The sequence below is a fragment of the Sediminicola luteus genome, assembly GCF_040566555.1.
Classification (GTDB): Bacteria; Bacteroidota; Bacteroidia; order Flavobacteriales; family Flavobacteriaceae; genus Sediminicola.
In genome coordinates, this window is the sequence record NZ_JBEWYP010000004.1 from 174,796 (window position 1) to 200,317 (window position 25,522).

At 40.1% G+C, this 25,522-nt stretch carries 18 protein-coding genes; 6 read left to right on the forward strand and 12 right to left on the reverse strand.

Annotation, left to right across the window (positions count from 1 at the left end):
- Positions 1-153: 153 nt before the first annotated feature.
- Positions 154-1,056 (forward strand): universal stress protein, encoded by a 903-nt coding sequence (locus ABXZ32_RS09450; RefSeq protein WP_354618429.1) that lies wholly within the window; start codon positions 154-156, stop codon positions 1,054-1,056.
- On the opposite strand, the gene ABXZ32_RS09455 is transcribed toward ABXZ32_RS09450, so the two are convergent.
- Complete coding sequence (locus ABXZ32_RS09455; RefSeq protein ID WP_354618430.1) at positions 1,046-1,276, reverse strand: hypothetical protein; 231 nt, start codon at positions 1,274-1,276, stop codon at positions 1,046-1,048. The two genes, ABXZ32_RS09450 and ABXZ32_RS09455, sit on opposite strands and share 11 nt — an antisense overlap.
- Before the next feature lie 67 nt (positions 1,277-1,343).
- Positions 1,344-2,549: a hypothetical protein gene (locus ABXZ32_RS09460; RefSeq protein WP_354618431.1), complete on the reverse strand. Its 1,206-nt coding sequence runs from the start codon at positions 2,547-2,549 to the stop codon at positions 1,344-1,346.
- A 217-nt stretch (positions 2,550-2,766) separates the two neighbouring features.
- Between ABXZ32_RS09460 and ABXZ32_RS09465 the strand changes: the two genes are divergently transcribed.
- Both ABXZ32_RS09465 and ABXZ32_RS09470 read left to right on the forward strand, forming a co-directional pair.
- Entirely contained in the window at positions 2,767-4,044 is a 1,278-nt protein-coding gene (locus ABXZ32_RS09465) for an NAD(P)/FAD-dependent oxidoreductase (RefSeq protein ID WP_354618432.1), read from the forward strand.
- A 299-nt stretch (positions 4,045-4,343) separates the two neighbouring features.
- Positions 4,344-5,501, forward strand: coding sequence for a homogentisate 1,2-dioxygenase (locus ABXZ32_RS09470; RefSeq protein ID WP_354618433.1), 1,158 nt, complete (start codon positions 4,344-4,346; stop codon positions 5,499-5,501).
- Here the strand turns inward: ABXZ32_RS09470 and hutG are convergent.
- From hutG to hutH, 5 genes are all read right to left on the reverse strand, one after another.
- Positions 5,483-6,469 carry a formimidoylglutamase gene (hutG, locus tag ABXZ32_RS09475; RefSeq protein WP_354618434.1) on the reverse strand — a complete coding sequence of 329 codons (987 nt, stop codon included), beginning with the start codon at positions 6,467-6,469 and terminating at the stop codon, positions 5,483-5,485. The genes ABXZ32_RS09470 and hutG overlap by 19 nt on opposite strands.
- Positions 6,470-6,524: 55 nt before the next feature.
- The gene (locus ABXZ32_RS09480; protein WP_354618435.1) at positions 6,525-7,844 is read right to left on the reverse strand and encodes an MFS transporter; all 1,320 of its coding nucleotides are present in this window, start codon (positions 7,842-7,844) and stop codon (positions 6,525-6,527) included.
- A gap of 196 nt (positions 7,845-8,040) precedes the next feature.
- The gene (locus ABXZ32_RS09485; RefSeq protein ID WP_354618436.1) at positions 8,041-10,050 is read right to left on the reverse strand and encodes a urocanate hydratase; all 2,010 of its coding nucleotides are present in this window, start codon (positions 10,048-10,050) and stop codon (positions 8,041-8,043) included.
- A 1-nt stretch (position 10,051) separates the two neighbouring features.
- Positions 10,052-11,308, reverse strand: a complete 1,257-nt coding sequence (gene hutI, locus ABXZ32_RS09490; protein ID WP_354618437.1) for an imidazolonepropionase — start codon at positions 11,306-11,308, stop codon at positions 10,052-10,054.
- A 1-nt stretch (position 11,309) separates the two neighbouring features.
- On the reverse strand, positions 11,310-12,890 hold the full coding sequence (gene hutH, locus ABXZ32_RS09495) for a histidine ammonia-lyase (RefSeq protein ID WP_354618438.1): 1,581 nt from the start codon (positions 12,888-12,890) through the stop codon (positions 11,310-11,312).
- A gap of 79 nt (positions 12,891-12,969) precedes the next feature.
- On the opposite strand from hutH, the gene ABXZ32_RS09500 reads away from it, so the two are divergent.
- Complete coding sequence (locus ABXZ32_RS09500; protein ID WP_354618439.1) at positions 12,970-13,869, forward strand: LysR family transcriptional regulator; 900 nt, start codon at positions 12,970-12,972, stop codon at positions 13,867-13,869.
- On the opposite strand, the gene ABXZ32_RS09505 is transcribed toward ABXZ32_RS09500, so the two are convergent.
- The gene (locus ABXZ32_RS09505) at positions 13,862-14,377 is read right to left on the reverse strand and encodes a DUF456 domain-containing protein (protein ID WP_354618440.1); all 516 of its coding nucleotides are present in this window, start codon (positions 14,375-14,377) and stop codon (positions 13,862-13,864) included. The genes ABXZ32_RS09500 and ABXZ32_RS09505 overlap by 8 nt on opposite strands.
- Positions 14,378-14,710: 333 nt before the next feature.
- Here ABXZ32_RS09505 and ABXZ32_RS09510 point away from each other — a divergent pair, with 333 nt between their 5' ends.
- Together ABXZ32_RS09510 and ABXZ32_RS09515 are read left to right on the forward strand one after the other, a co-directional pair.
- Positions 14,711-15,073: a BlaI/MecI/CopY family transcriptional regulator gene (locus ABXZ32_RS09510; RefSeq protein WP_354618441.1), complete on the forward strand. Its 363-nt coding sequence runs from the start codon at positions 14,711-14,713 to the stop codon at positions 15,071-15,073.
- 67 nt (positions 15,074-15,140) lie between these two features.
- On the forward strand, positions 15,141-16,550 hold the full coding sequence (locus ABXZ32_RS09515) for a M56 family metallopeptidase (protein WP_354618442.1): 1,410 nt from the start codon (positions 15,141-15,143) through the stop codon (positions 16,548-16,550).
- Between the two features lie 113 nt (positions 16,551-16,663).
- On the opposite strand, the gene ABXZ32_RS09520 is transcribed toward ABXZ32_RS09515, so the two are convergent.
- From ABXZ32_RS09520 to ABXZ32_RS09535, 4 genes are read right to left on the reverse strand one after another with little or no spacing between them, the layout of a single operon-like run.
- Complete coding sequence (locus ABXZ32_RS09520; RefSeq protein ID WP_354618443.1) at positions 16,664-17,557, reverse strand: AraC family transcriptional regulator; 894 nt, start codon at positions 17,555-17,557, stop codon at positions 16,664-16,666.
- Between the two features lie 4 nt (positions 17,558-17,561).
- A complete protein-coding gene (locus ABXZ32_RS09525) occupies positions 17,562-18,908 on the reverse strand; it encodes a vanadium-dependent haloperoxidase (protein WP_408017019.1) in 1,347 nt (448 codons plus the stop codon).
- Positions 18,908-22,168: a VCBS repeat-containing protein gene (locus tag ABXZ32_RS09530; protein ID WP_354618445.1), complete on the reverse strand. Its 3,261-nt coding sequence runs from the start codon at positions 22,166-22,168 to the stop codon at positions 18,908-18,910. The genes ABXZ32_RS09525 and ABXZ32_RS09530 overlap by 1 nt, the downstream gene beginning before the upstream one ends.
- Positions 22,161-25,520: a VCBS repeat-containing protein gene (locus ABXZ32_RS09535; RefSeq protein ID WP_354618446.1), complete on the reverse strand. Its 3,360-nt coding sequence runs from the start codon at positions 25,518-25,520 to the stop codon at positions 22,161-22,163. Before ABXZ32_RS09535 ends, ABXZ32_RS09530 begins: the two co-directional genes overlap by 8 nt.
- Between the last annotated feature and the right edge of the window lie 2 nt (positions 25,521-25,522).

Consider the following 25,522-nt stretch of genomic DNA (forward strand, 5'->3'; position numbering starts at 1 on the left):
CCCATATACCTTTAAAATATGACATCTGTCAGTTTTCGTTAGATTAGGTAGCTTTTCAAAAGCTGATTAAAGTCATAGTTTCCATTTAGGTCTTCCTTTAATTTTGACCTACCCGTGAAATAATGGGAGTTAAAGAACTTTATTTATAGTACTTTGAAGAAAATATTAATAGCTACCGATTTTTCTGAAGACGCTTGGAATGCGACTAAATACGCCATTGAATTGTACAAGGATTTGGATTGTATATTCTATTTATTAAATACATATACGCCTGCAAAAGCTTCGGGTAGTTTTATGGCCGAGGCTCTGGAAGGACATGACTTGGAAGATGTCATCAAAACAAATTCAGAGAATGAATTAAAGAAAGTGGTAAAGAAGATAAACGAAACTTGCAAGTATCCAAACCACAGTTATAAGACCATTTCCTCCTTTAATTTGTTGGTTGATAAGATCAAGGCTATTGTCAATCAGGAAAAGATAGATTTAATAGTTACAGGGGCAAAGGGAGCTACTGGTTTGGAAGAGGTATTTATGGGAAGTAATACGGTCCGTGTCATTAAAAGCGTTAAAAATTGTCCGGTACTTGCTATTCCAAAGGATTTTCAATTTTCAGCACTTTCTGAAATTGCGTTTGCTACAGATTTTAACCGGTTTTATACAATTTCTGAGTTGCAACCCCTTATAGAAATGGCAAGAGCTTTTAAAGCATCCATTCGGATAGTTCATGTACAATATAAAATAAAGGAACTGACGGAAATTCAACAATTCAATTTAGATATGCTTTGTAAATATTTAAAGGGAGTGGAGCATAGTATACATACTGTTTCAGAATTAAACTCTGTTTCTAAGACATTGGAGGCTTTTACGGACGATTTGGATATACACTTGTTGGCGATGCTCAATTACCAGCACAGTCTTATAGAAAATCTAACAAAGGAACCCATTGTAAATCGTTTGGTTTTTCATTCACACGTACCTCTACTTGTCATACCCGAATTGGGAATGGGCGCCTCATCGGGATCCAAAAAACATTCGGAAATCCACTTTACTGGTTAGGTTCCTTTCCTATGGGATGGTCCTCATAGAAGTCCTCAAATGTCTTATCGGTTTTATAGTCGTCTACCAATACCCTATACACCATGTATATCAGAAGGGCTTGGCCCAAAACGGTCATGTAGAATACCCAATTAAAGGGGTAATCTAAAGCTGCCATAATAGTTACAAGTAGTAGGGCAATTGTGGTTATGGCTACCGAACCCATTGTAGAAACTTTCATTTTTTATGATTAAGTTACTACATATCAACTATTTGAGGTGTTAACAAAGTGATAATTCTATTTGGAATTATTGGTTCCAGAACTTATCCTGCGATGGGATGCTTTTATTTTTGCCTAATGCCAATGGACTAAATTTTAATTTGGCAAAAAGGTACCATACGCTTGAAGATATGGTTGAAGTAATATCCGTATGGTCCCAAAGATCCTCTGATCCATATGTAGTCCCAAAATTGGAAGTATAAGGAATTCCTTTGGCATTTACCAAGGTTGTACTTTTTATGAAGGTCTTCTCCAATTGCTCTAAAAGTACATTGGCCTCACTTTCCAATCCTGCATTTTGAAATGCCACTGCCATTTGTGCTGTTCCTTCCAGCCAAATCACATCTTGGTCCTCATCAAAACAATATCCAATGATTTCCTCCCCTGTCAAAGTAGAGGTTTGGGTGTTTTTATATCGTTCGGCTTGGTATAAGACTGTAACAGGAAAATTTTCAAGGATATTAAAACCCAAGGTATGTAGGTCCAAAGCATATTTATAGGCAGGATTCTCTGGCCAGGCTACCAATAACTGCTCATTGGTATCCCAACGTTCGTTTTTTAGATAAACAAGTATGTTTTTATGAAAATCATCATACCCTTTTACAGCATTAAAAGCGGTTACTATGCCTTCAGTTACTTTATGAATAGATGATCCATCCTCATTTTGTCCTCCAAACAGACCACCATCCTCATCTTGTAGGGATCGTAACCATAATTCCAGTTCATTGGACAAACGATTGTATTTATTTGAACCTGTAGCTTCATGGTAATTGTTCAGTGCAATAAGCAACCATGCATTATCTCCCATCCAGATCCTTTCATCATGATCTCCCTGTTTGTTTCTAGTGGCGTAGAATCCACCATTTCCATTCAAAAGTTCATTCTCTATTTGTCCATCAAAATAATCAAAGATGGCCTCTGCCTTATCATATTTTTTCAAAGCCGTAAAGGCTAGGGCAGACAGTGCATTATCATATAAGGAAACAAAATCCCCATTTTCAGTACTTTCCAATAAGCCATTGGAAAGTTGCATTTTTCCCAACCAGTTGGAAGTCTCGGTCCAAACTTCATTTGAGACCTCTTCTTTTTCTGGATTGACAATCGTAATTGTTTCGGTATCAAACTCTTCTAATTGTAGTTCTTCAATAACTTCCAAGCTTTCACTGGAACAAGAAATAAGGGTTGTAATAATTAGGGAACAACACAAGACTGGGATTTGGATAAATTTTTGCATACTGTAGGTTTGTAGTATCATCCCTACAAATATATTGAGAATATATTCTTTTTTGTTTAAGTTTACGACCAGTCGTCACAAATCCCGCTAAGTTACTTAATGCCGTTTTCTTACCTATTTTATGTGCTGTTCATCGGATTGATACACATACATAAATAGCCTAGTTATAACTCCCTATCTGCTTAAGATTCAGTAAATTTATCTAGAAATACACATTATGAACCTTCCGGATATAGGTAAAAGGAGAATTGTAATCATAGGAGCTGGTTTTGGAGGAATCTCCTTGGCCAAAAAACTAAAAAATTTAGATGTACAGGTTGTAGTCATCGATAAACACAACTACCATACTTTTCAACCGTTATTGTACCAAGTGTCCACAAGTGGTCTCGAGCCAGATTCTATAGCCTATCCTATCCGTAAGATTTTATACCGTCTCAATAATTTTTATTTTCGATTGGCAACCGTACAAAAAATCAATGTGGAGGCCAAAGAGGTGGTCACCGATATAGGTAGCCTTACTTTTGATTACTTGATTATTGCCACAGGTACCAAAACCAATTTTTTTGGGAATACCAGTATCCAAGAACACGCCATGCCCATGAAAAGTGTGCCTCAAGCGTTAAACATACGCAGTCTTATGCTGCAGAATTTTGAAATGGCCGATGATGCAGTGACTGAGGAGGAACGAAAAATGTTGATGAATTTTTGCATTGTAGGCGGGGGACCAACTGGAGTAGAACTGTCAGGTGCCTTTGCTGAACTCAAAAAAAATGTATTCCCTAAGGATTACAAACATCTGAACGTTGATAACATGGAGATCCATTTGTTTGAAGGCGCCGATAGAATATTACCTCCTATGAGTGAAAAAGCATCGGAGAAAGCAACCCAATTTTTAGAGGAATTGGGAGTGAATATTCACTTAAAGACCTTAGTGAAGGATTATGATGGGGAAAAAATGACTTTGGAAAATGGAGAGGTGATGAAAACCAAAAATTTTATTTGGACGGCTGGAGTAACAGGTGCCTTATTGGAAGGATTTTCCAAGGAAGCCCTGGTAGATAGGGTAAATAGGTATAAGGTGAATGCCTTTAATCAAATAGAAGGCTATGACCATATTTTTGCTATTGGAGATATTGCTTCCATGAATTCAGATAAATATCCTAAAGGCCATCCGCAAGTAGCTCAGCCAGCCATTCAACAAGGGCAGCACTTGGCTAAAAATTTAGAAAGGCTCATTGCTGGGGAAGCCATGGAACCTTTTTCCTACTTTGATAAGGGAAGCATGGCCACAGTGGGGCGCAATAGGGCAGTAGTGGATCTTCATAAATTACGGTTTGGAGGATTCTTAGCCTGGTTCATTTGGATGTTTGTACATCTTATGGCCTTGGTGGGCTTTAGAAACAAGGTGATCGTCTTTTTTAACTGGGCGTATAATTATATCAATTATGACAAGGCAGCACGATTAATTGTAAGGCCATATTCCAATAAAAAGTAATGCTCTTTTCAAAATGGGAATGAAAAATTGAGGGGAGGGGATGCAGTCATATTAAATTCCTTTGCTATCTTTGCCTAGTTGTGTTGTGTCTCATTTGAGACCAAGGTTGTGGTAACCGAATTGTTGTTCGGTCCAACCAATGAAAGGCTTTCCTATATGGGAGGCTTTTTTTGTTTTAGGGATAGTACCCATTTCCCGTGTTTACAGTTCCTTTAATTATCGCTCATTTGGGGATTAATATTTTACAAAATCTTTATTTTATCGTATTTTTACTGAGGATATAATAAAGAATAAATCACATGCCACTTTATCATAAATTAGGGAAAATACCTCATAAAAGGCACACCATTTTTAAGAAGGAAGATGGAACCTTGCATTATGAACAATTATTCGGAACCATAGGATTTGATGGAATGTCATCCCTTATGTACCATTTACATCGACCAACCATGGTCAAGGAAGTGGGCAAGAGTATTGATATGAGACCCAAAGCGGCCGTGGAACACAATATAAAATCCAGATTGTTAAAAGGATTTCAGGTTCGACCAGAAGATGACTTTCTAGAGAGTAGAAAAGTTGTGCTCTTCAACAACGATGTGCATGTGGGTCTTGCCGCTCCAAAAAAGTCCATGACGGATTATTTTTATAAGAATACCGATGCCGATGAGATGCTTTTTATCCATAAGGGCACCGGGATTTTAAAGACCATGTTGGGAGAGATCCCTTTTGAATATGGCGATTATATCATTATCCCAAGGGGGATGATCTACCAGATTACATTTGATACTGAGGATAACCGGTTGTTAATTGCGGAATCCTACCATCCCATATATACTCCAAAGCGATATAGAAACTGGTTTGGCCAACATTTGGAACATTCCCCTTTTTGTGAACGAGATTTTAAATTGCCTAAAGATTTAAAGGCACATGACGAATGGGGCGATTTTATGATAAAGGTTAAAAAACAAGGGCAATTGCACCACTTAACGTATGCCTCCCATCCTTTTGATGTTGTTGGTTGGGATGGGTACAATTTTCCATATGCTTTTTCCATTCATGATTTTGAACCTATAACCGGGAGGGTCCACCAACCGCCACCAGTACATCAGACTTTTGAGACAAGTGCTTTTGTGGTCTGCTCTTTCTGTCCAAGGATGTATGATTACCATCCGGAATCCATTCCGGCACCCTACAATCACAGTAATATAGATTCTGATGAGGTCCTGTATTATGTGGATGGGGATTTTATGAGCAGAAATAATATTGACAAAGGATATATCTCCCTTCACCCAGCAGGCATTCCCCATGGGCCGCACCCTGGAGCCTATGAACGAAGTATTGGCCATACAAAAACCGAGGAATTGGCAGTAATGATAGATACCTTTAAGCCCTTGCAACTTACGCAAACGGCATTGGACATTGACGATGGAACCTATTATCAGTCTTGGTTGGAGTAATCCAGTCTATGCACTATAAAATGAATTAATCCCGCAGCCAATTTGGCTGTTTGGTGATCTATATCAAAGCTTGGATTTAGCTCAGCTACATCCAAGCTTATTAATTTATTGGAGTCAATAATTATTTTCAAAACTTCCAAAACAATATCCGGAGCAAATCCCATAGGGGATGGTGCGCTTACCCCTGGCGCATAGGCGGAGGAAAATCCATCTAGATCTATGGTCGTATAAATTACGTCTACTTCTTTAATAAAATGCTGGATGATCTTAAGGTCATGGGACAAATAGTGCATGCTAAAATGCTCGTTTTCCACAAAGGTGACATCGCGGTTTTCGGCAGTTTCAAAGAGAACTTTACTATTGGCATCTTTTCTAATGCCCAAGCACATGTAACGGAAAGCTGTTCCTTCCACTTCACACTCCTCGGCAATCTGATAAAAAGGTGTGCCAGAATTAGCGCCATCTTCATCCGAGCGCAGATCAAAATGGGCATCAAAATTTATTATTCCAATAGTCTTGTTGCCTCCTTGGGATTCCAAATGTTCCTTAACACCATTATAATGGGCATAGGCTATATCATGGCCACCCCCTAATAGAATGGGAAATGCATTCATACCCAATAATGTTTTGACGGTTTGTGTTAATTGACGCTGTGATTTTTTCAAATCCCCATCATTGCAATCAATTGTACCGGCATCAAAAACAGATAGGGTTTCCGATAAATGTTCGGGTTGTTTTCCCAATTGCATTCTGATGGCGTCCGGACCCATTCGCGCACCTTCCCTTCCCTTGTTCCTTTTTACCCCTTCATCGCATGCGTATCCCAAAAAGACAATGTCCGACTTTTTGATCTGCTCTTGAGCCAAAGATTGCATGTCAATGAATTTTACCTTTTGATGAAGATATAGGTTTTGGTCCGACTCACGTCCGGTCCAGTATTCAGGTTTTGGTTTGGAATAGGCTTCCATTTTTTAGTGTTTGGTTTTGATGTTCAACTTTAATTTATACTTAGCTAGTACATTGCTATTGTACTTCAGGTAATCTAGAACTGGTATACGCTCCTGCAATTCCTAAAAGGGAAAGTACTAGTATTATCCCTTCTACCGAAAATATAGACGCTAGAGCACTTATTCCTCCTGTAATCAAAAGTATGATCCCAATTAGGGTGTTGCTAACGGCAACATAGTCCGTCCTTTTATTGCCCCCGGCCATATCCACAATATAGGTTTTTCTGCCTAACCGGACTCCACTATGAGCTATTCCCAGCAAAAAAAACGCAAAGGGGTACAGCCAGTAATTTTCCCTTAAACCGTCCATCCAGGTTATAATAACAAAAAAGGCGATACCCAATAGGGCGGCAATTAAACCACTCCTAACCATTACATTCTTACTGGATTTATCGGCCATAGCTCCCCAAATAGGAGCACTAATGATGGAAGCTAGGCCGTTGGCAATGATAAAGAGCCCCAAAAGGTAGCTTTCCTTTCCCAAATAGGTTTGTGCCAATAACACATAATAGGGTGCTGTTAGGGCAGTACATAGTAAGAGCGATCTGGAAATAATGAACTTTCTGAAAGGCTTGTCCGTTTTAACCAGGTTCATTTTGGAGAGAGCCTCCATTAGGCCATTCTTTCCGCCCGAGGTTTCTCCGGGAAACTCCTTGATATTGGCATAAACGATGGCTGCCAACAACCATAGGCTCCCTGCGAAAAAGATGATATAACTGTAAAAAAGGACATCCTGTTCTTCTTTGGATTTATAGATCATGAACAATCCCGCCAAAAGCACCAAAACCCCCGATACTGAAGCGGTATAACCCTTAAGTTTTCCCCGTCTCGTTTTTGGAATGGTCTTGCCAAGCACATCCTTTGAGGCTACGGAACAAAGTCCACGGGAGAGGCTAAACGCCACAAGGCAAAGGACCATATACCAACCTGCCTCTGTACCTTCGAAATGCATGGCTATCAATCCAATGGCCGAAATGGATAGAAATTGAAGGACAGAGCCCATAACCCAAATCCATTTTCTAATTTCTTTTTTTCGAACAAAACTCCCAATGATAATTTGGGGTAACATAGAACCGGATTCACGAATAGGTACAATAAAACTAATGAGGTAAACGGGGGCGTTCACATAGCTCATCAGCCAAGCGAGAACAGTTTTTGGGTTGCTCAGCGTATCTCCCAGGGAGGTCAGGGTGTTGCTGATCATTATCAGAAAATAGTTTTTCGGAGTTGTTCTACAGGCAGATTCTTCTATATCCTTACAAATTCTAGCGTCTTCCTCATTATTGATGAAATCGTAGATGTTTTCGAGGTTTAGACTTTGCTTTTTGGTATTCATGCGCCACTTACCGAATTAAAAGGGAGGAGATTCTACTATTTAAAAGTATTTGAAGCCTAAAGATACGTCATCTTATTTTTTATTTGAGAGAATTGCCCATGCAGGGGGATATTGGATAGATCAAAAAACGGAACCACCTCCTTGATTTGACACTCATTGTCAGGGTGATTCCGTTTCTATATTGGATTGGAATAGATTAATTATTATCGAATAATCCTTCCAATAAATTGTCCTCCACTAGATTGGGAAGGGTGACTTTTAAATTGGGTGTCCTGTCCATCTCACGTTGTATTGCAAACAGCGCTTCCTTGTTTCTGGCCCAGCTTCTTCGGGAAATACCGTTGTTCACATCATAGAACAACATATTTTTTAGTTTCCTTGACGCTTCTTCAGAACCATCCAGCACCATCCCGAAGCCACCATTGATAACTTCTCCCCAGCCAACGCCGCCACCATTATGGATGGATACCCAGGTGGCTCCCCTAAAACTGTCCCCTATCACATTATGGATGGCCATATCGGCCGTAAACTTACTGCCGTCATAAATATTACTAGTCTCCCTAAAGGGTGAATCGGTACCGCTAACATCATGGTGGTCCCTGCCCAGGACAATGGGAGCAGTAATTTCTTCTGTTTTAATGGCTTGATTGAACGCTTCTGCGATCTTGGCGCGGCCCTCTGCATCTGCATATAAAATTCTCGCCTGGGAACCTACGACCAGTTTGTTGGACTCGGCTTCACGAATCCATTTAATATTATCGGCCATCTGTTGTTGAATTTCTGATGGGGCATTGACTTTAATACCCTCCATTACTCGTAGGGCGATAGCATCGGTCTTTCTTAAATCTGCTGCATCCCCTGAAGTACACACCCATCTAAAGGGTCCAAAGCCATAATCAAAACACATGGGCCCCAAAATATCCTGTACATAGGAAGGATATCTAAAGTCGATCTCATTTTTTGCCATTACATCTGCACCTGCTCGGGAAGCTTCTAGAAGAAAGGCGTTGCCGTAGTCAAAAAAGTAAGTTCCTTTTGCCGTGTGCTTATTAATTGCAGTGACCTGTCTTCTCAAGGATTCCTGTACCTTTTCTTTAAATACTTCTGGTTTATTGCTCATGAGTTTGTTGGATTCTTCAAAAGTCAACCCAACTGGGTAATATCCCCCAGACCATGGATTGTGAAGGGAAGTTTGGTCGGACCCTAAATGGATAAATACTTCCTCTTCATAGAATTTTTCCCAAACATCCACAATGTTTCCAATAAAGGCAATGGATACTACCTCCTTTTGTTGCATGGCTTTTTGTACCCTTTTGGTCAATTGGTCCAGATCTTCCAAAAGTTCATCTACCCAGCCCTGTTCGTATCTTTTCGTAGCTGCGGCCGGATTTATTTCCGCACAAACCGTAATACATCCTGCTATATTACCGGCTTTTGGTTGCGCTCCGCTCATACCTCCCAACCCAGCGGTCAAAAATATTTTTCCGGTGGAGTCTTCTTCTTTTTTCAGCACTTTTCTAAAAGCGTTCATTACCGTAATAGCCGTACCGTGCACAATCCCCTGCGGACCAATGTACATATAAGAGCCTGCCGTCATTTGACCGTATTGGGTAACTCCCAAGGCATTATATTTTTCCCAATCATCGGGTTTGGAATAGTTTGGGATCATCATGCCATTGGTTACCACTACGCGCGGTGCCTCCTTGGAAGAAGGAAACAACCCCATGGGATGCCCGGAATAAATATGAAGGGTCTGCTCTTCCGTCATGGTGGCCAAATATTTCATTGTCAATAAATACTGTGCCCAATTCTGAAAAACTGCCCCATTGCCCCCATAGGTAATCAGTTCCTCTGGATGTTGTGCCACAGCCGGATCCAGATTGTTTTGTATCATCAGCATGATAGCCGCTGCCTGGGATGTTTTGGCCGGGTAATCATGAATGGCTCTTGCCCTGAGTTCATAGTCAGGTTTAAACCTGTGCATGTAAATCCGCCCGTAGTCTTGCAGTTCCTGTGCAAATTCAACCGAAAGAACTTTGTGCCATGCCGCCGGGAAATACCGAAGGGCATTTCGTATCGCCAATTTTTTTTCTTCCAATGATAGGATTTCCTTTCTTTTTGGAGCCCTGTTCAAGGTGGAAGGTATTTTTTTGGCTGCTGGCATTTCGGAGGGAATACCCTGAAGTATCTGTGCTTTAAAATCCATTTTAATCGTGCTTTTTGTCCATGATCAAGTTTCCTTTTTTCCAAACTCTGTTTGGTTTTAGGGATCCTTGCTGGTATAAGATTTCTTTGTAATCGTGGATGGGAAAAGTAACAAGATCGGCCAAATAGCCCACTTCCATTTTTCCCCTGTCTTTTAAGTTCAAGGCCAAAGCCGCCCTAAAAGTGATACCCGCCAATACCTCTGCATTGGAGAGTTTTTGGAAAGTTCCCAGAATTGCCGCTTGTGTCAATAAATCTCCCATAGGGGCAGAGCCGGGATTCCAATCACTGGCAATCGCTAGTGCCCCTCCTGCATCCAAAAGTTCACGGGCAGGGGTAAAGGCACATCCCAAACCTAAAGATGCTCCAGGGAGGGCCGTAGCAATTACATTGCTTTTCGCCAGAGCTTCTATCTCTTTGGAAGTACTCGCTTCCAAATGGTCAGCGCTAACCGCATCAAAGGCTATGGCCACTGCGCTTCCAGAAGTAGAAAACTGGTCGGCATGAACCGTAATATCAAAACCCATCGCTTTTGCTTTCGTAAAGTAGGGGGCTATATCATCTTTGGTATAGGCACTTTCCTCAATAAAGGCATCTATTCTGTTGCAGAGTTCTTCCTCCTTTAATTTGGGAAAAAGTTCGGTGCTGATTTCTTTCAAATAGTCACTCGATGTTCCAGAATAATCCTTAGGGACCATGTGTGCCGCCAAACAGGTGGCAATAAGATCTGCAGGCAATTTTTGATTCGCTTCCTTTATAGCATATAACATTTTGAGTTCTTCCTTTACAGAAAGGCCGTACCCACTTTTGACTTCTATAGTTGTGATCCCATTTTCCAGATGTCTATTGGCCCTTTGAATGATCAAATTGATCAGTTGTGTTTGGGAAGCTTTTCTGGTCTGGGTTACCGTATCCCAAATTCCTCCACCGCTTTTGGCTATTTCCAAATAGGATTTCCCTGCATTGCGCATGGCGTAATCATTGGCCCTTGTGCCTCCAAAGCAAATATGGGTGTGGGCATCTACAAAACCTGGGAGGCAAACATCCTTACCGTCCAAGGTGGTGATTTTTGCACCTAAATCTTTTGCCGTTGGGAGCATTTCCGTAAATTTTCCAAGGGCATGTATTTTGTCGTTCTCTATAAGAATCCCACCATCTTCTATGATCAACAACGCTTCATCGGATATAGCTCCTTTGAGGTGTAAATGGGTCATTGGCAGGATCTGGGCAAAAGGCCCTATGAGTTGATACTTGTGCATATTAATAGTTTTCAAATTCATTGGAATATTGGGTAGAAAGATTCAATTTCTCCCGTTTACTTACGCTGTCTATTACCTTTATGATGGTTTTGTCTTTGATCATGGCAATTCCGGCCTCTATATCGTTGGCAAATACCCGGTCCTTATCGGCAAATGCAACTTTAGTCCTTATTTTCTTATGGATTTCGTCCAATAAGACACCCGATTTCATGGGTTTACGAAATTCAAAAGCCTGGGCAGCCGTTAAAAGTTCTATGGCCAATATCTTTTCAACATTTTCTAAGACCTGTAATGCTTTTCTACCACCGATGGATCCCATACTCACGTGGTCTTCCTGTCCCAATGAAGTAGGGATACTATCCGCACTGGATGGGAAGCACAAGCCTTTGTTTTCACTTGCCAAGGCGGCCGTGGTGTATTGTAGGATCATATAACCAGAGTTGATCCCTGTGTCCTTCATCAATAATTTGGGAACTCCAGGGCTATTGCCTTCCAAGGCCAGATAAATCCTTCTATCCGAAATGTTCCCAATTTCTGAAGCGGCCAAACACGCATAATCCAAGGCCATTGCCAAAGGCTGACCATGAAAGCTGCCCCCACTGATGGTCAATTCTTCATCAATGATGATGGGATTGTCGGTCACTGAATTGAGTTCAATTTCCAAAAGCTCCTTTAAATGGAGCCACGCATTTCTTGAAGCACCGTGAACTTGTGGCATACAACGCAATGAGTAAGGATCTTGGACCCTATCACAGTCAATATGGTCTTCCATAATCTCTGAACCTTCCAAAAAGGATTTGATCCTTGTGGCTACATGAATATTGCCTTTAAACGGTCGCAGGGCATGTAATTCGCTATAAAAAGGTTTTATGGAACCCTGTAGTCCCTCTATCATCATGGTACCAATGATATCAGCTTGGGAAAGACAGCTGTGCAATTTTTCCACCACTTTTACGGCATGGGCGGCGATAAACTGTGTGCCGTTGATCAAGGCCAAGCCTTCTTTAGGTCCCAATTCCAAGGCTTTAAGACCTGTTTTCTTAAAAAGTTGTGCCGTGGTTATTTCTTCATTCTTATAGATGACTTTACCCAGACCAATAAGGGGTAGAAATAAATGGGAAAGGGGAGCAAGGTCACCAGAGGCGCCAACAGATCCTTGGGATGGAACTAGGGGAATAGCATCGTTATCTATATGCCAAATAATCCGATCCAAGGTTGTTTCCGCAATTCCTGAATATCCCTTGGCCAGCGATTGGACCTTTAGGATCATCATTAATTTTGCAATTTCAGAAGCAATAGGAGTTCCTACACCAACACTGTGGCTCTTAAGGATATTGGTCTGTAATATTTTTGTCTCTGTCTTGGATATTTTGGTGGTACAAAGAGGACCAAAACCGGTATTGATCCCATAAACAGCATGACCTTTATCGACGATGTTTTCTACAATAGTGCGACTCCGAACTACTTTTTTTCTCGTATCGTCTGAAATGCTGCCCTTGGTTTTACCGTTGGCAATGGATAGTGCTATGCTGGCAGAGAGTTGGTCTTCTCCGAATGAAAATGTCTTTGGTGCGGGAATCATAGATTACAATTTTAATACTATAAAATTATTGATTAAGTTTGATAATTACCAATACCAATTTTGTCAACATTCAATAGCTATGGGTTATCAATTAGAACTTAGACATTTTAAATATTTTTTAGCTGTGGCTGAGGAATTGCATTATCGAAAGGCAGCTGAAAAGCTTTGTATCTCCCAGCCTGGGTTGAGCAGGCAAATAAAACAAATGGAAGAAATTTTGGATACCCCTTTATTTGTCCGAAGTAAAAAAAAGGTGTCCCTTACCCCTGCTGGGGCATATTTAAGAGCGGAGCTTCAATATATCCTCAATCACCTTGATCTGACCACCAAACATTTAGAGCTTCTAAAAGACGGGGATTCTGGAGAGGTGCGTATTGGTTTTTTAGGTTCTGCCATGCAGAATGTAATTCCTGACCTTTTGATTGCATTAAAAGAGAAGTATCCCAAAGTGAGGACTAGTTTGGAAGAACTGTCCAACAGTGCCCAATTGGATGCCGTTATGAAAGATAAGCTGGATATTGGTTTTGTGCGATTGGCAAGAGTTCCTGAGGACATTCATATTCACCCCGTATTTGAGGATACCTTTTCAGTGGTACTCCCTGAGGCTTATCCGATATTATCAAGGGAATTTGAGGGAGTTCATCAGCTATCGGGTGAAAATTTTGTGCTCTTCGCCCAAGATTATAGTCCGTTGTATTATGATACCATCATGAGTATCTGCGAGGATGCTGGCTTTACACCCAAGGTGTCACACAAATCGGTACATGCACAAACCATTTTTAAATTGGTGGAGAACAATCTGGGGATTGCCATTGTGCCCACTTCCCTGCAATATGGTTTTCATATGAGGGTTAAATTTCTGGAGCTTAAAAATATTCCTCAGCGTGCCATACTTTCGGTCATATGGAAGAAGGATAATAGGAATCCCGCTTTAAAACATTGCATGGATCTGTTGATGGGCCAGAAGAATATTAATTAAAAAATGGGAATAGCATCCCCTTGTTTTCCCAAACAATAGAAATAAAAAGTCCTAGATAAACCGTGGCGACCACAAACTTAATGAAGGTCCCTGTCAAAAATCCAAGAAAAGAACCGAAGGCCGATTTCAATGCGGTTTTATGATCTGTCCTGTTGATCAGTTCTCCTACCAAAGCCCCAATAAAGGGCCAAATAATGATACCAAAAAGCCCCAGAATTGGGAATAGTAGGGCTACCACAAGCCCAACAGTGGTGCCTATCATACCGGCTTTACTCCCTCCAAACTTTTTAGTTCCTATCACCGGGATAATGTAATCCAGGGCAATTACAAGTATGGCAATACCTAAGGTGATCCCTAGAAATAACCAGTCCATGGGAATAACCGATGTAAGATGCAGTAGGAGTAAGCCCACCCAACTGATTGGCGTTCCTGGTAACACAGGGAGAAAACTACCTAGAATTCCCGTCAGCATTAGCACAAACCCTAGTATGACCAAAAGAATGTCCATGAATTTGATTTATTCGATATGGGACGAATATAAAGAGAATTAGTTACATGGCTTTCATCAATTATTGCAACTATTTTCTAAATTTTTCAACTAAAAGATTAGTTTAAACTAAAACTTTAGTTATATTAGCTGCGTCGAAAATAATTAATTTCAATAATTACCAGATTAAATAAATGTCAAATGTCACCTCGAGAGGGGATAGGAAGGGTAGAAAAGGTCTCGACTGCGCTCGACCAGACATAACGGTTTTCCACAAGCTGATTTGAGTGGTAAGGGTCGTAAGAACAGAAGAGGTTTCGATTTGGCGTTACCCGACAATTTAGAAAAACAAACATGAAACAACTTACGAAAGCAGAAGAGGAAGTAATGCAGGTGTTATGGCAATTACAGAAATGTAACGTAGCATCTATTATTGATGAGTTGCCTGAACCTAAGCCTGCCTACAATACCGTTTCCACCATTGTGAGAATTCTGGAAAGCAAGGGTTTTGTAGATCATGAAAAGGAAGGGAAAGGACATATATACTTTCCTGTGGTCAAAAAATCGGATTATAGTAATGCCTCCATTACCAAGCTTATGGATGGGTATTTTCAAGGGTCCTTTAAAAGTATGGTGTCTTTTTTTATGAAGAAGAATGATTTGAGCCTTTCTGAATTGGAATCGATTATGAAGGATATTAAAAAGGACAAAGAATAGATTATAGTTTGATAATAAATAGGAGGGTGAGAAACAACTCCAAACATAATATTTAAAAAATCAGCATATGATACAGTACATCTTGGAAAGTGTGGCGTTCCAACTGCTATTCCTTATAATTTATGACCTGTTTTTAAAAAGGGAAACTTTTTTCCAATGGAATAGGGTCTATCTGCTAGGGACATTTGTTCTTTCTTTAGTGCTGCCCTGGATAAAGATAGAAGCATTGAAAACTACTGTTTCCAATGAATTTGCGCCCTACCCCGAATATTTGTGGGGATTAAACATGGCTTCAGAAGTTGCGCTTACAAAGGAGACCTCCTATTTTGATCTTTCCTGGTACGAAATGACTTTTTATGGGGGTATGGTGTTGTCAGCGGTGTTCTTTTGTATTAAACTGATACAAATACAACGGCTTAAAAGGAATGGAGAGGTGTGCTATTTCAATCGATTTACTAGGGTAGTTGTGGCCAAAAGCAATATCGCGTTTTCCTTTTTTAAAACTATTTTCTTGGGGGATGAGGTTTTAAAAAAGGAGCATGAAAGTATTTTAGAGCATGAGTTGGTACATATCCAACAGCGGCATTCTTTAGATCTGTTGTTTTATGAATTGATGCGAATTGCGTTCTGGTTCAACCCGCTTGTATACGTATATCAATCTAGGATTTCAGAATTGCACGAGTTCATCGCCGATGCAAAGGTGTCCAAGGCCCATAAGAAGGAACAGTATCAGAATTTACTGGCTGAAGTGTTCCAAACCCATCATATTTCATTTATCAATCAATTTTTTAAATCATCATTAATCAAAAAACGAATCGTCATGTTACAAAAATCAAAATCAAAAAAAGTTTGGCAGTTAAAGTATTTGCTCTTGTTGCCATTAATTGCGGGAATGTTGTTTTACACTTCTTGTGAAGGCAATAATAGTAAGGACCCAGAGAATGAACTTGAGTCAACAAAAAGTAAAGGTACTACTAACGATTCCTCTCTAGAAGAAGGTTTGGTTGTTCCATTTGCATATGTGGACGAAGTTCCAGTATTTCCTGGCTGTGAAAATGCGGCAGATAAAAGAGCTTGTTTTCAAGAAAAAATTCAGGAACATATTCGCAAACATTTCAACTATCCTGATGAGGCACAGGAAAAGGGTGTTCAAGGTAGGGTCACCGTTATGTTCACTATGGACGAAGAAGGAAATATATCCAATATCCGAAAAAGAGGTCCACACAGGTTACTTGAGGATGAAACTGAACGTATAATTGCCAAGTTGCCTAAAATGATACCAGGGATAGATAATGGAAAAACAGTAAGCGTACCATTCTCCATTCCAATTACCTTTAAAATAGATGATGGGAGCCTAAATAATAAGGGAGCTAATGTAAAAGAAGCAGAAAAAGCAAGTAATCTAGAAGTTGATAAAGAAGCGCAGGTATTGGATGAAGTCTTTATTATTGGATACGGCCCAGCTAAAGTAAAGTAAGTTAATCTAAAAGGTGTAGATTATTAATAGAGGTTAATGATTGTAGTAAGGATCAGCATAATATTGTTCAAGTTTTTCAACAAAAAAGCCCAACATCAGTTGGGCTTTTTTGTTTATTGTTTGCTCAAAGGCATATATACTTCTGCTTTCCAATTTAGTTCATCACCGCCCAAATTGGGATTGTTATAAAAGATTTCAGTAGGAAGTCCTGTAACATCAATATTATGCTTTTTGGCATAATCCAAGAGGGCGTACCACGCTCGGTCCGAAGTTATATAGTTGCCATTGTAAATGGCCTTTAGGGCTTTGCTTTTTTTGCGAAAGCCGTATTGAAGATCTGGATGCTGTGGCAAACTATCTGATTTTATTACAGGGTACCCGAAACGATATTCAATGCTATCCTTTTCCTTATCCCATTTGGTAATTTCAATAAATGGTCTTCCTTTAAGTTTAGCACCATTATTCACCAAATAAGGGTCGAGCAAAGGAAAGTTTCTCATCATGCCTTTGGCCTTGTCAAACTGTGAGGATTTAGCGGTCACATATGCGTAATAGGCGGAGTCAATTATTTCTTCACCAACAACCGTAACGCGTATTCGCTTAAGATGGTTATGAAGGTTTTCATTAAAATCCGAGAGGGTCCTTACCGTACGTTTTTCAAAATCGGTATCCGTGAATGGGACTAGGATCTTGTTCATTAGGCTATTTTGGCCATCCTTGGCGAAGATCTTTATCTTTGAAACTGAATCATTTTCTGCGCTGATCTCCCATGAATATATATGGGTAGAGTCATTAAAACTCAAGGTTTGGTCCAGATGGCGTAAATCTAGGTCACTTGTCAGTTTAGTGCTATCAAGTGTGGAATCCCAAAGTTTTATCGTCTGGTTGATCGTACCTGCATTGGCTTTAGCCTTAATGGTAACTAAATAATCGTACGGATAGAAAAATAGATAACCAATGGCTCCCACAATGAAAAGAGTTGTGAGAATTAATAAGAACTTCTTCATAAAACTATTCCGTTGTTGCTAATTGGGATTCTTGTTTCATATTTAGGTTGTCCGTAACAAATTTCCCTAAATCCCTTCCTTGTTTTACCCCGACCTCTACCGCTGATCTATAATGTATACCACCGTACATTCTACTGATGGCAGCCTCATCGGCAGCCTTTGCAAACGACGGGAATTTTCGTACTGGAAGGCCATATGGTATTTCCGTATCGTCCTCAAAAGCAAAATTTTCTCCAAAAATACTCGTCAAGGCAGTAGAAGCTGCTCCAGAAACAACACTGTGTCCACTTGTGTATTCTGGAAATGGTGGTGTTTGAAGTACTGGCTTCCAATTTTCGTCTATATATTGGTTGATAAGGGTTTCAGGTCGAATTAGATTACTTCGATACTTTTCATCCCAACAGCTGATAAAGGCATCGGCCATGGCTATAGACGTTTTTGTATAGGCATAAAGCGTTTTGTCAAAATCACTATCTGTTTTTTTGGCAGCAATTTTAGTAATGCCAATCCAGTGTGCTCCCGGTGTTATTTTTTTTGTGGCGAACATTAAATGTCCGTAGGTCACAGAGACATATGGGTTACAATCCCAAAATTTTGCCATGGCTATTTCTTCAGAAGTATCTCCTTTGGCAGTAATTTCTTTACTGATGTCATACACTTCCTTTAGCTCTTTGTAAAATGGAGAGTCTACCTCCATTGAATAAGCTGGGGGAGGTACTGGCTTAAATTGTTCGGAGGAGTCTATCACAAAAGGACGTATTTTACTCCAATGTGGCTCAATACCATCCATATAGGAAGGTGGAGTAGGCTGCCACCGCGATTCTTCACCGGACATTACCGTAAATTTTGGCATGGTGCGGGTTTGCTTGTAATTGTCCTCATTCATCCATTCACTAATATGCTCGGCCACTTCTAAACCGTATTCTTTGGAAGCTTCAAATTCAGTTGGGTTTTGTGAAGACCATATGTTGTAAAGGCTATCCCTGAAAACAGTCAATTTTTCCTCGCTGAATATTAGCCTACGGCTCATATCCATATGCGCGATAAGTGCTGATAGATGGGCGTTTGTTGGGGCATCAGCTTTGGGGCTTGGAATAGGGGTTAAATCGGTAACTTGACCTACCAAGGATTTGTATTCCCCATTATTTACCGCAATGATCTCATAAGCCGCAATATTGGGATAAGCAAAAATTCTACTGGCTACAGGAGGCGAAAATATGTCGTGAATCATTATTTCCGTAACCTTATCTATAGATTGATGTAGCAGGTTAGGAGAGATAATTATAGGTTCTTCTTTTTTCTGACAACTGCCTAGAACAACTACTAATACCAATAAGATTATCTTCTTCATCATTTGTCATTTTTGTTTATCAATTGATATACTTGGACCTTTTCATTATTGAAAGTCGCTATTAAATATGGTCGGTTGTTAAAGTTTATAATATTTAGATGGCGAATTGATTTTTGTGAAAAATCCAATCCAATTTCATCGCCCAAAATTACATTATTTTTACCTTTTATCATAGCACCGGAGAAAGACCCCAAACGTCCATGATATGGTTTTACCCCAAAATAGTTGCCTGCAGCGAGTACTTCTTCCGATCCGTCACCATCAAAATCAAACTTCAGAAAAGCCATAATAGGCGCCACTTGTAAGTCCACCGAGAATGGTGTAAAACTGAATTTTCCATTTTTGTTCTCAAGGTATCCCGAACTTAATTCCGTTACTTCAAATACCGTTGCCTTTTCCAGTTGTTCTTTTGAAAGTATACCCTCAATAGGCTTACCGGCAAAATCCTTATACGCGGTAAATTTCTTTCTTAAACTTACTAATTGTTCGGATAGGCCTTTTAATCCTTCAATAGGGTAATCTTGTCCGTTCTTTTCAATGGTGACTATGGTTTCAGTACTGCCGTTATCATCAAAATCGGCATAATACATTTTCATGGGGGCTTGCTCGGTGGCTTTAAACTTTGAATTTAAGCCCCAATTGCCAAGCAAATAATCCGTATCACCGTCACTATCGATATCAAAAGGAATGATGCTTTGCCATAGACCTTTGATCGAGGTTAGGTTAAAATCGTCCTTCTCCAATTTACCGCCGTTATTTTTGAAAAATACGGGATTCATCCATTCCCCAACTAGTATTAAGTCAGGCTTACCGTCTCCATTGTAATCGTCCCAAATGGCATCTGTGACCATGCCAATATTTAATAAGGACTTGTTTTCAACAATCTCAAAGGCACCATTCTTGTTCTCAAGAAGATAAGACTGGGGAATCTTGCCAAAATCATTGGTGATCATTTGATTGCCTACAAAGAGATCCATATCCCCATCGGAATCAAAGTCGGCCGAGGCCAATACCGAAGCATTTTGAAAAGTGGCTGGGAGTTTTCCTGAAATAAATGTCGAATCCTTTTGAACGTAAAAACTATCGGATAGTGGTGGCATTTGATTAAAAAAATCGGCGCCTCCTGAGCCTATAAAAAGATCATTTTTTCCATCGCCATTAAAATCGGCTATAACTGCCTCAACATCTTCTTTTATGGAGTCTTTTTTGATTTCCATTAGCACCTTTTCCCTAAAACCCTCAGAATGTTGGGTATAGACCTTGGAAGGAATAAACTTTGAGCCTCCAAAGAAAATATCAGAGCTTCCATTATTGTCCAAGTCTCCGATAGCCACTGCCGGACCTCGATCAGAGAATTCATACGGGATCAATTTCTGTCTGTTGAAATCGAAATACGCGTCTTCCTTATGCACAAAATCGATACCAAGATTACCTTCGACTTTTTTGAAAATTTCTTTTTTGCTTTTGGTGAACAAAGGATAGGTTACGGGAGTTTTATTTTCCGGTTCTATGGTCAGCGTTTGGTTAACGGCTATATTCTTTAGCAACTGAGTCGTTCTATCGGGCCAAATTATACGTAGTGAATCTATTTTGGTTTCCTTACCATAACCAAAATGGATCATGGGTTCTGAAGAGGACTGAAATCCCCTTACAGTGTACATTTCCTTGTATTGAAGAATGCCCTTATGATACGAAAGTATTTTAGCGCCAATAGCAAATGGATTTTTCCCTGGGGATTTCAATTTAACCTTTAGGTAGTTCGCCTTTTTATCGGTTTTGTTTATATAAAGGGTAGCGGTATGGTTAATGTTATTTGTGACAATATCCAAATCCCCATCATTATCCAGATCGCCCATGGCCGTTGCACCTGAAATGAGGGTGTCCTGTAGGATCCAGTCTTTGGACCTGTTTATGAACCGTAAGTCTTTTTTGCCTTCAAATACATAGTTGGGTATATTTCCAGAGGGCATCATATCCAATGCCTGCTGGTCTACCAACTTGGTATTGTCTATTTTCTTTTTGATCTGGTCGTTAGAGGCAAAATTGATAAAATCTAAGTCGTTCGGACGTTTTGGAATCCCGTTGGAAATAAAAATATCTTGTTCTCCGTCCTGATTGTAATCGGCAAATAGGGAGCTCCAACTCCAATCAGTTGCGGCAATACCACTTAGAAGGGCCGTTTCCTTAAATTTACCGCCTTGCTGATTAATGTGAAGCATGTTCCGGGTAAATTGATAATGATACCCGTACTGTTCAATTCGAAGCTTTTGAATTTGTATATCATCGTCTCCTTCAGAAGATTTGAGCACAGTTTCATCTTCGGGTAGCATGTCTAATGACAGGATATCTGGCCAACCATCGTGGTTTATATCCGTAACATCATTGCCCATTGAAAAGCGCGTGGTCTGTCCAAAATGATCTTTTAAACTTTCATTGAATGTGCCATCCCCATTATTTAGATAATAGTAATCGTCTTCGTGAAAGTCGTTCCCAACATAAATATCAGGAAATCCATCTTGGTTAAAATCACTGATGGCTACACCTAGGCCATAACCATTGATACCTCCATAGATACCAGCTTCCTCACTTACATCCACAAAGGTATTGCCGTCATTTCTAAGTAGGCGGTCCCCGGTTTGAAAGTCGCGTTGAAACCGAAGATCGGCCTTGCCAAAAGATTTTTGGGTATGAACCGCATGGTTAAGAAGGTATAGGTCCAGGTCCCCATCCAGATCATAATCTAAAAAAGCAGCATTGGAGCTGAAGGTTTCAAAATCGAGCCCATATTTGGCAGAACTCTCGGTGAAGGTTTCATCTCCATTATTGATAAATAACTCGTTGTGTCCGTTAAAGCCGTTTATTCCCACTACTGCACAGACATAGATATCCAACAGGCCATCGCCATTAACATCGCCCATAACAGCCCCAGTATTCCAAGTGCTTTGGCCAGCTACGCCAGCCTTATCGGTGATGTCCTCAAAAGTTAGGTTGCCTTTGTTGATATAAAGCTTATTCTTGACCTGGTTTCCAGAAAGATAGATGTCTGCAAGACCGTCCCCATTAATATCTCCAATAGCAACCCCTCCACCATTGTAGAAATAGAGGTAGTCCAAAATATTTAGGTCATTGGTTTCAGTTAGGGTATTACTAAAGGTAATTCCGGTTTCTTCAGGAGATGGGTTCATGAATAACCCACCCTCTTTTTTGCCACAACCTAAAAGCAGCAATATAAAAATGGAAACGACAATATTCTTATTCATTTAGCCTGTATATCTTGGGTTGTGTATTGTTTAATGCCGCAATTAAGTAGGTCTTGCCATTACGGTCCTTAAATTGCTTTAGATGTTTAATTTCTTCCCTAATGAAAAAGCCACTTTTGTTATAATCTTGCCATGTAAAATTCAGGTCTTTGTTTCCTAATAATACATTTCCAAAATTGGCATCCTGTCTGGAATATTGTGGTTTAAACTCAAAATTATTCCCGCCCATGATAAGATCTATGTATCCATCTTGATTGACATCTGCACAGGAAATGCCACAAATGCAGGACAATTGCACCCTTGTAGGAAGCACTTTAATGGTAAATTTTCCTCCTCCTTCATTAATTGCGATGACCGATTCGGCAATAGCCGATTGTTTCATTATAGAGTTATTAAATACTTCTTTAGGAAATAATTCATCTATGGTCTTCTTTGCGTATTCAGAAGCTTTTAGATTTTTTTTCTTTAAGGAAACCATCTGATTGGTCAGCTCCTTTTTCTGATGTAATGGATAATCTTTTCCATTTTCCTGTAAGGTTACAATCTGCTCTATGGTACCGTTGCCATCAAAATCGTTGATCCACATTTTCATTGGATTATTGGGCGTAGGCCTATAATGTAAATTTGTTCCCTGATTACCCAGAACCAGATCATTGTTACCATCGTTATCCAAATCGGCTACTTCTACTACATTCCAAAGCCCATGAAGACTATCCAAAGTGGTGGGTAATTTGGATAAACGCCTTCCCGAATTTCTATATATGTTTGGAGTTCCCCATTCTGATACGGTCACAAGATCTTTCTTTTTATCTCCATCCATATCTGCCCATACAGCATTGGTGATCATGCCGGCGTCTTTAAGGTCATAGGCCAGACGTTCCGTAGAATTCTTAAAAGTACCATCCCCGTTGTTCTCAAGGAACAAATGATCGGGGTTTACACCATAGGTGCCCACAACACTCCTGGAGCCAATGAACACATCCATATCCCCATCTCCATCAAAATCATTTGGGGCAATGGTGGAAATATTTTTAAAGGTAGACGGGAGTGATTCTTTCGACCTTGTAAAAACCCCTTTACCGTTGTTGAGATATAGGCGGCTACGGTAGGTCATTTCCTCTCCCACTTGATTGCCCCCTGATCCTACAATTAGATCTAAATCTTTGTCGCCATCCACATCCAGGAAGGCAGCAGCGGTATCCTCATATTCTGCATCTTCCTCAAAAACTCTCTGACTCACGGGTGTAATTTTCCCATTGCCAGAATGGGTATAAATGCTTGCGGGTTGCCCTTTGGCTCCGCCCATAAAGATATCCTCATGGCCATCCCCATTAATATCTCCAACAGCTAGAGCTGGACCTTCCTGTGACAAAAGTTTATAAATTAATCCTTCATATACAAAATCATTATAACTGTTTTCCTTGTGGGCTATAAGGGAGTTGTTCTTTATTTCCTCCAGCATAGGTTTTATGGCCTTGGGGTTGGGAACCTTATAGCGGGTAGTTGCTTGTTTATGATCAAAAGTAATGGTCTGATCGGCAGTAATATTCTCCATTTTTTGGGTCATATCATCAGGCCAAATGATCCTTAGGGAATCTATGGTTTTTGAACTTCCCAATCCCATTGTCATGGTATAGTCCATAGAGGACTGAAAACCTCTGGAGGGGATCAATTCCTGATAGACAATATTTCCGGCATGGTAGAGCGTTGCCGAGGCACCTACACCAAACCTATTGCTATCCGTTCCTTTGAACTTTAATTTTATATAGTGGTTGTTTGTAAGTGTATTTGCCTTGTTCTCATAAACAAAGGCTAGCATATTTACATTGTTCACTACCAGGTCCAGGTCGCCATCATTATCCAAATCCCCATAGGCTGCTCCGTTGGACATGCTTGGCAATTCAAACCCCCATTCTTTGTTGGCGTTTGAGAAAGTAAGGTCCTTATTGTTTTTGTATGCGAAATTGGGCTGTGGTTTTATTGGCATTTTGTTTATAATGGAGTCAATGGATTCCTTCCTGCCCGTAAGCGCCATTTTTTGAATGATCTCATTGGCGAAGAAGTCAACAAAATCAAGATCCGTCAGGTCGTGGTTTATCCCATTGGTAATATATATATCCCTGAAACCGTCATTGTCCATGTCAAAAAGCAAACCGGCCCAGCTCCAATCCGTGGCATCAACACCACTGAAATAGGCTATTTCAGAAAAGGACCCGTTCCCATTATTTAGTTGAAGGGTATTTTGAATGTACTGCTGATAAAAATCCTTTTCCTGTTTGAGTTTAAATACATCGTACCCATCAAATTCCATGACAGATTTTACACGCTCATCGGCTTCAGGCAACATATCAGTAATAAATATCTCCACATTACCATCATTATTGATGTCTGCCATATCTACCCCCATAGCCGAAAGCGATAGGTGGGAGGTCCATCCTTTTATATCCTCTGTAAATGTGCCGTCTTGGTTGTTGATGTAGAGGTAATCCCTTTCGTAAAAATCGTTGGAAACATAAATATCTGGGTATAGATCTTTGTTGAGATCAGTAATCATGACCCCCAATCCAAACCCAATAAGACTTCCGTAGATTCCAGCTTTTTCGCTTACATCAACAAAAACGCCATTATCATTGCGCAAAAGCATATCTCCCACACCTTTAAATATGTCTGGAACGCCTTCCCAATCTTGGGCTCTTACATCGCGTTGTTCTGCATATCCCAAACTACTTACAGGGATATTACTGTTGTTTAGGATATAGGCATCTAGGTCGCCGTCCTTGTCATAGTCAAAAAATGAGGCATGGGTAGAAAACCCTGTCTTGGCCAGATTGTATGTTGCTGCTTTTTCTGTGAAAGTTAGATCTCCATTGTTGATGTACAGATCATTATCATGGTTGTTGCCTTCCATATTGCCAGCATTACTAACATATATATCTAAAAGCCCATCCTGATTGATATCTACCATTACGACCCCTGTAGACCAAGGTTTACTGCCTTCTACCCCAGCTGAAGCAGAAATATCCTCAAATTTCATATTTCCTTTATTGAGGTATAATTTGTTGGGGCCCATATTGGCGGTCATATAAATATCCACCAATCCGTCGTTGTTTACATCTCCAATGGCAACCCCGCCGCCATTATAAAAGTTGCGGTATTTGAAAATATTGAAATTCTTTTTGTTTTCAATATGGTTAATAAAATCAATTCCCGTTTGCTCAGGAGTGAGAAGTGTAAATAGAGTAGGGGCCTTATCGGCGTCTTTTGCCTTATCTTCCTTTTTGGAGTTGCAACTTAAAGAAATTCCTAAAACCCCGATTAGGATTGCCAGTATAGTTTTATTACTTCGTTTCATAT

Bases quoted from the DNA above. Each gene is read 5' to 3' on its own strand.
- ABXZ32_RS09455 (WP_354618430.1), bottom strand. From the start codon at position 1,276: ATGAAAGTTTCTACAATGGGTTCGGTAGCCATAACCACAATTGCCCTA.
- ABXZ32_RS09460 (WP_354618431.1), bottom strand. From the start codon at position 2,549: ATGCAAAAATTTATCCAAATCCCAGTCTTGTGTTGTTCCCTAATTATT.
- ABXZ32_RS09465 (WP_354618432.1), top strand. From the start codon at position 2,767: ATGAACCTTCCGGATATAGGTAAAAGGAGAATTGTAATCATAGGAGCT.
- ABXZ32_RS09470 (WP_354618433.1), top strand. From the start codon at position 4,344: ATGCCACTTTATCATAAATTAGGGAAAATACCTCATAAAAGGCACACC.
- hutG (WP_354618434.1), bottom strand. From the start codon at position 6,469: ATGGAAGCCTATTCCAAACCAAAACCTGAATACTGGACCGGACGTGAG.
- ABXZ32_RS09480 (WP_354618435.1), bottom strand. From the start codon at position 7,844: ATGAATACCAAAAAGCAAAGTCTAAACCTCGAAAACATCTACGATTTC.
- ABXZ32_RS09485 (WP_354618436.1), bottom strand. From the start codon at position 10,050: ATGGATTTTAAAGCACAGATACTTCAGGGTATTCCCTCCGAAATGCCA.
- hutI (WP_354618437.1), bottom strand. From the start codon at position 11,308: ATGCACAAGTATCAACTCATAGGGCCTTTTGCCCAGATCCTGCCAATG.
- hutH (WP_354618438.1), bottom strand. From the start codon at position 12,890: ATGATTCCCGCACCAAAGACATTTTCATTCGGAGAAGACCAACTCTCT.
- ABXZ32_RS09500 (WP_354618439.1), top strand. From the start codon at position 12,970: ATGGGTTATCAATTAGAACTTAGACATTTTAAATATTTTTTAGCTGTG.
- ABXZ32_RS09505 (WP_354618440.1), bottom strand. From the start codon at position 14,377: ATGGACATTCTTTTGGTCATACTAGGGTTTGTGCTAATGCTGACGGGA.
- ABXZ32_RS09510 (WP_354618441.1), top strand. From the start codon at position 14,711: ATGAAACAACTTACGAAAGCAGAAGAGGAAGTAATGCAGGTGTTATGG.
- ABXZ32_RS09515 (WP_354618442.1), top strand. From the start codon at position 15,141: ATGATACAGTACATCTTGGAAAGTGTGGCGTTCCAACTGCTATTCCTT.
- ABXZ32_RS09520 (WP_354618443.1), bottom strand. From the start codon at position 17,557: ATGAAGAAGTTCTTATTAATTCTCACAACTCTTTTCATTGTGGGAGCC.
- ABXZ32_RS09525 (WP_408017019.1), bottom strand. From the start codon at position 18,908: ATGAAGAAGATAATCTTATTGGTATTAGTAGTTGTTCTAGGCAGTTGT.
- ABXZ32_RS09530 (WP_354618445.1), bottom strand. From the start codon at position 22,168: ATGAATAAGAATATTGTCGTTTCCATTTTTATATTGCTGCTTTTAGGT.
- ABXZ32_RS09535 (WP_354618446.1), bottom strand. From the start codon at position 25,520: ATGAAACGAAGTAATAAAACTATACTGGCAATCCTAATCGGGGTTTTA.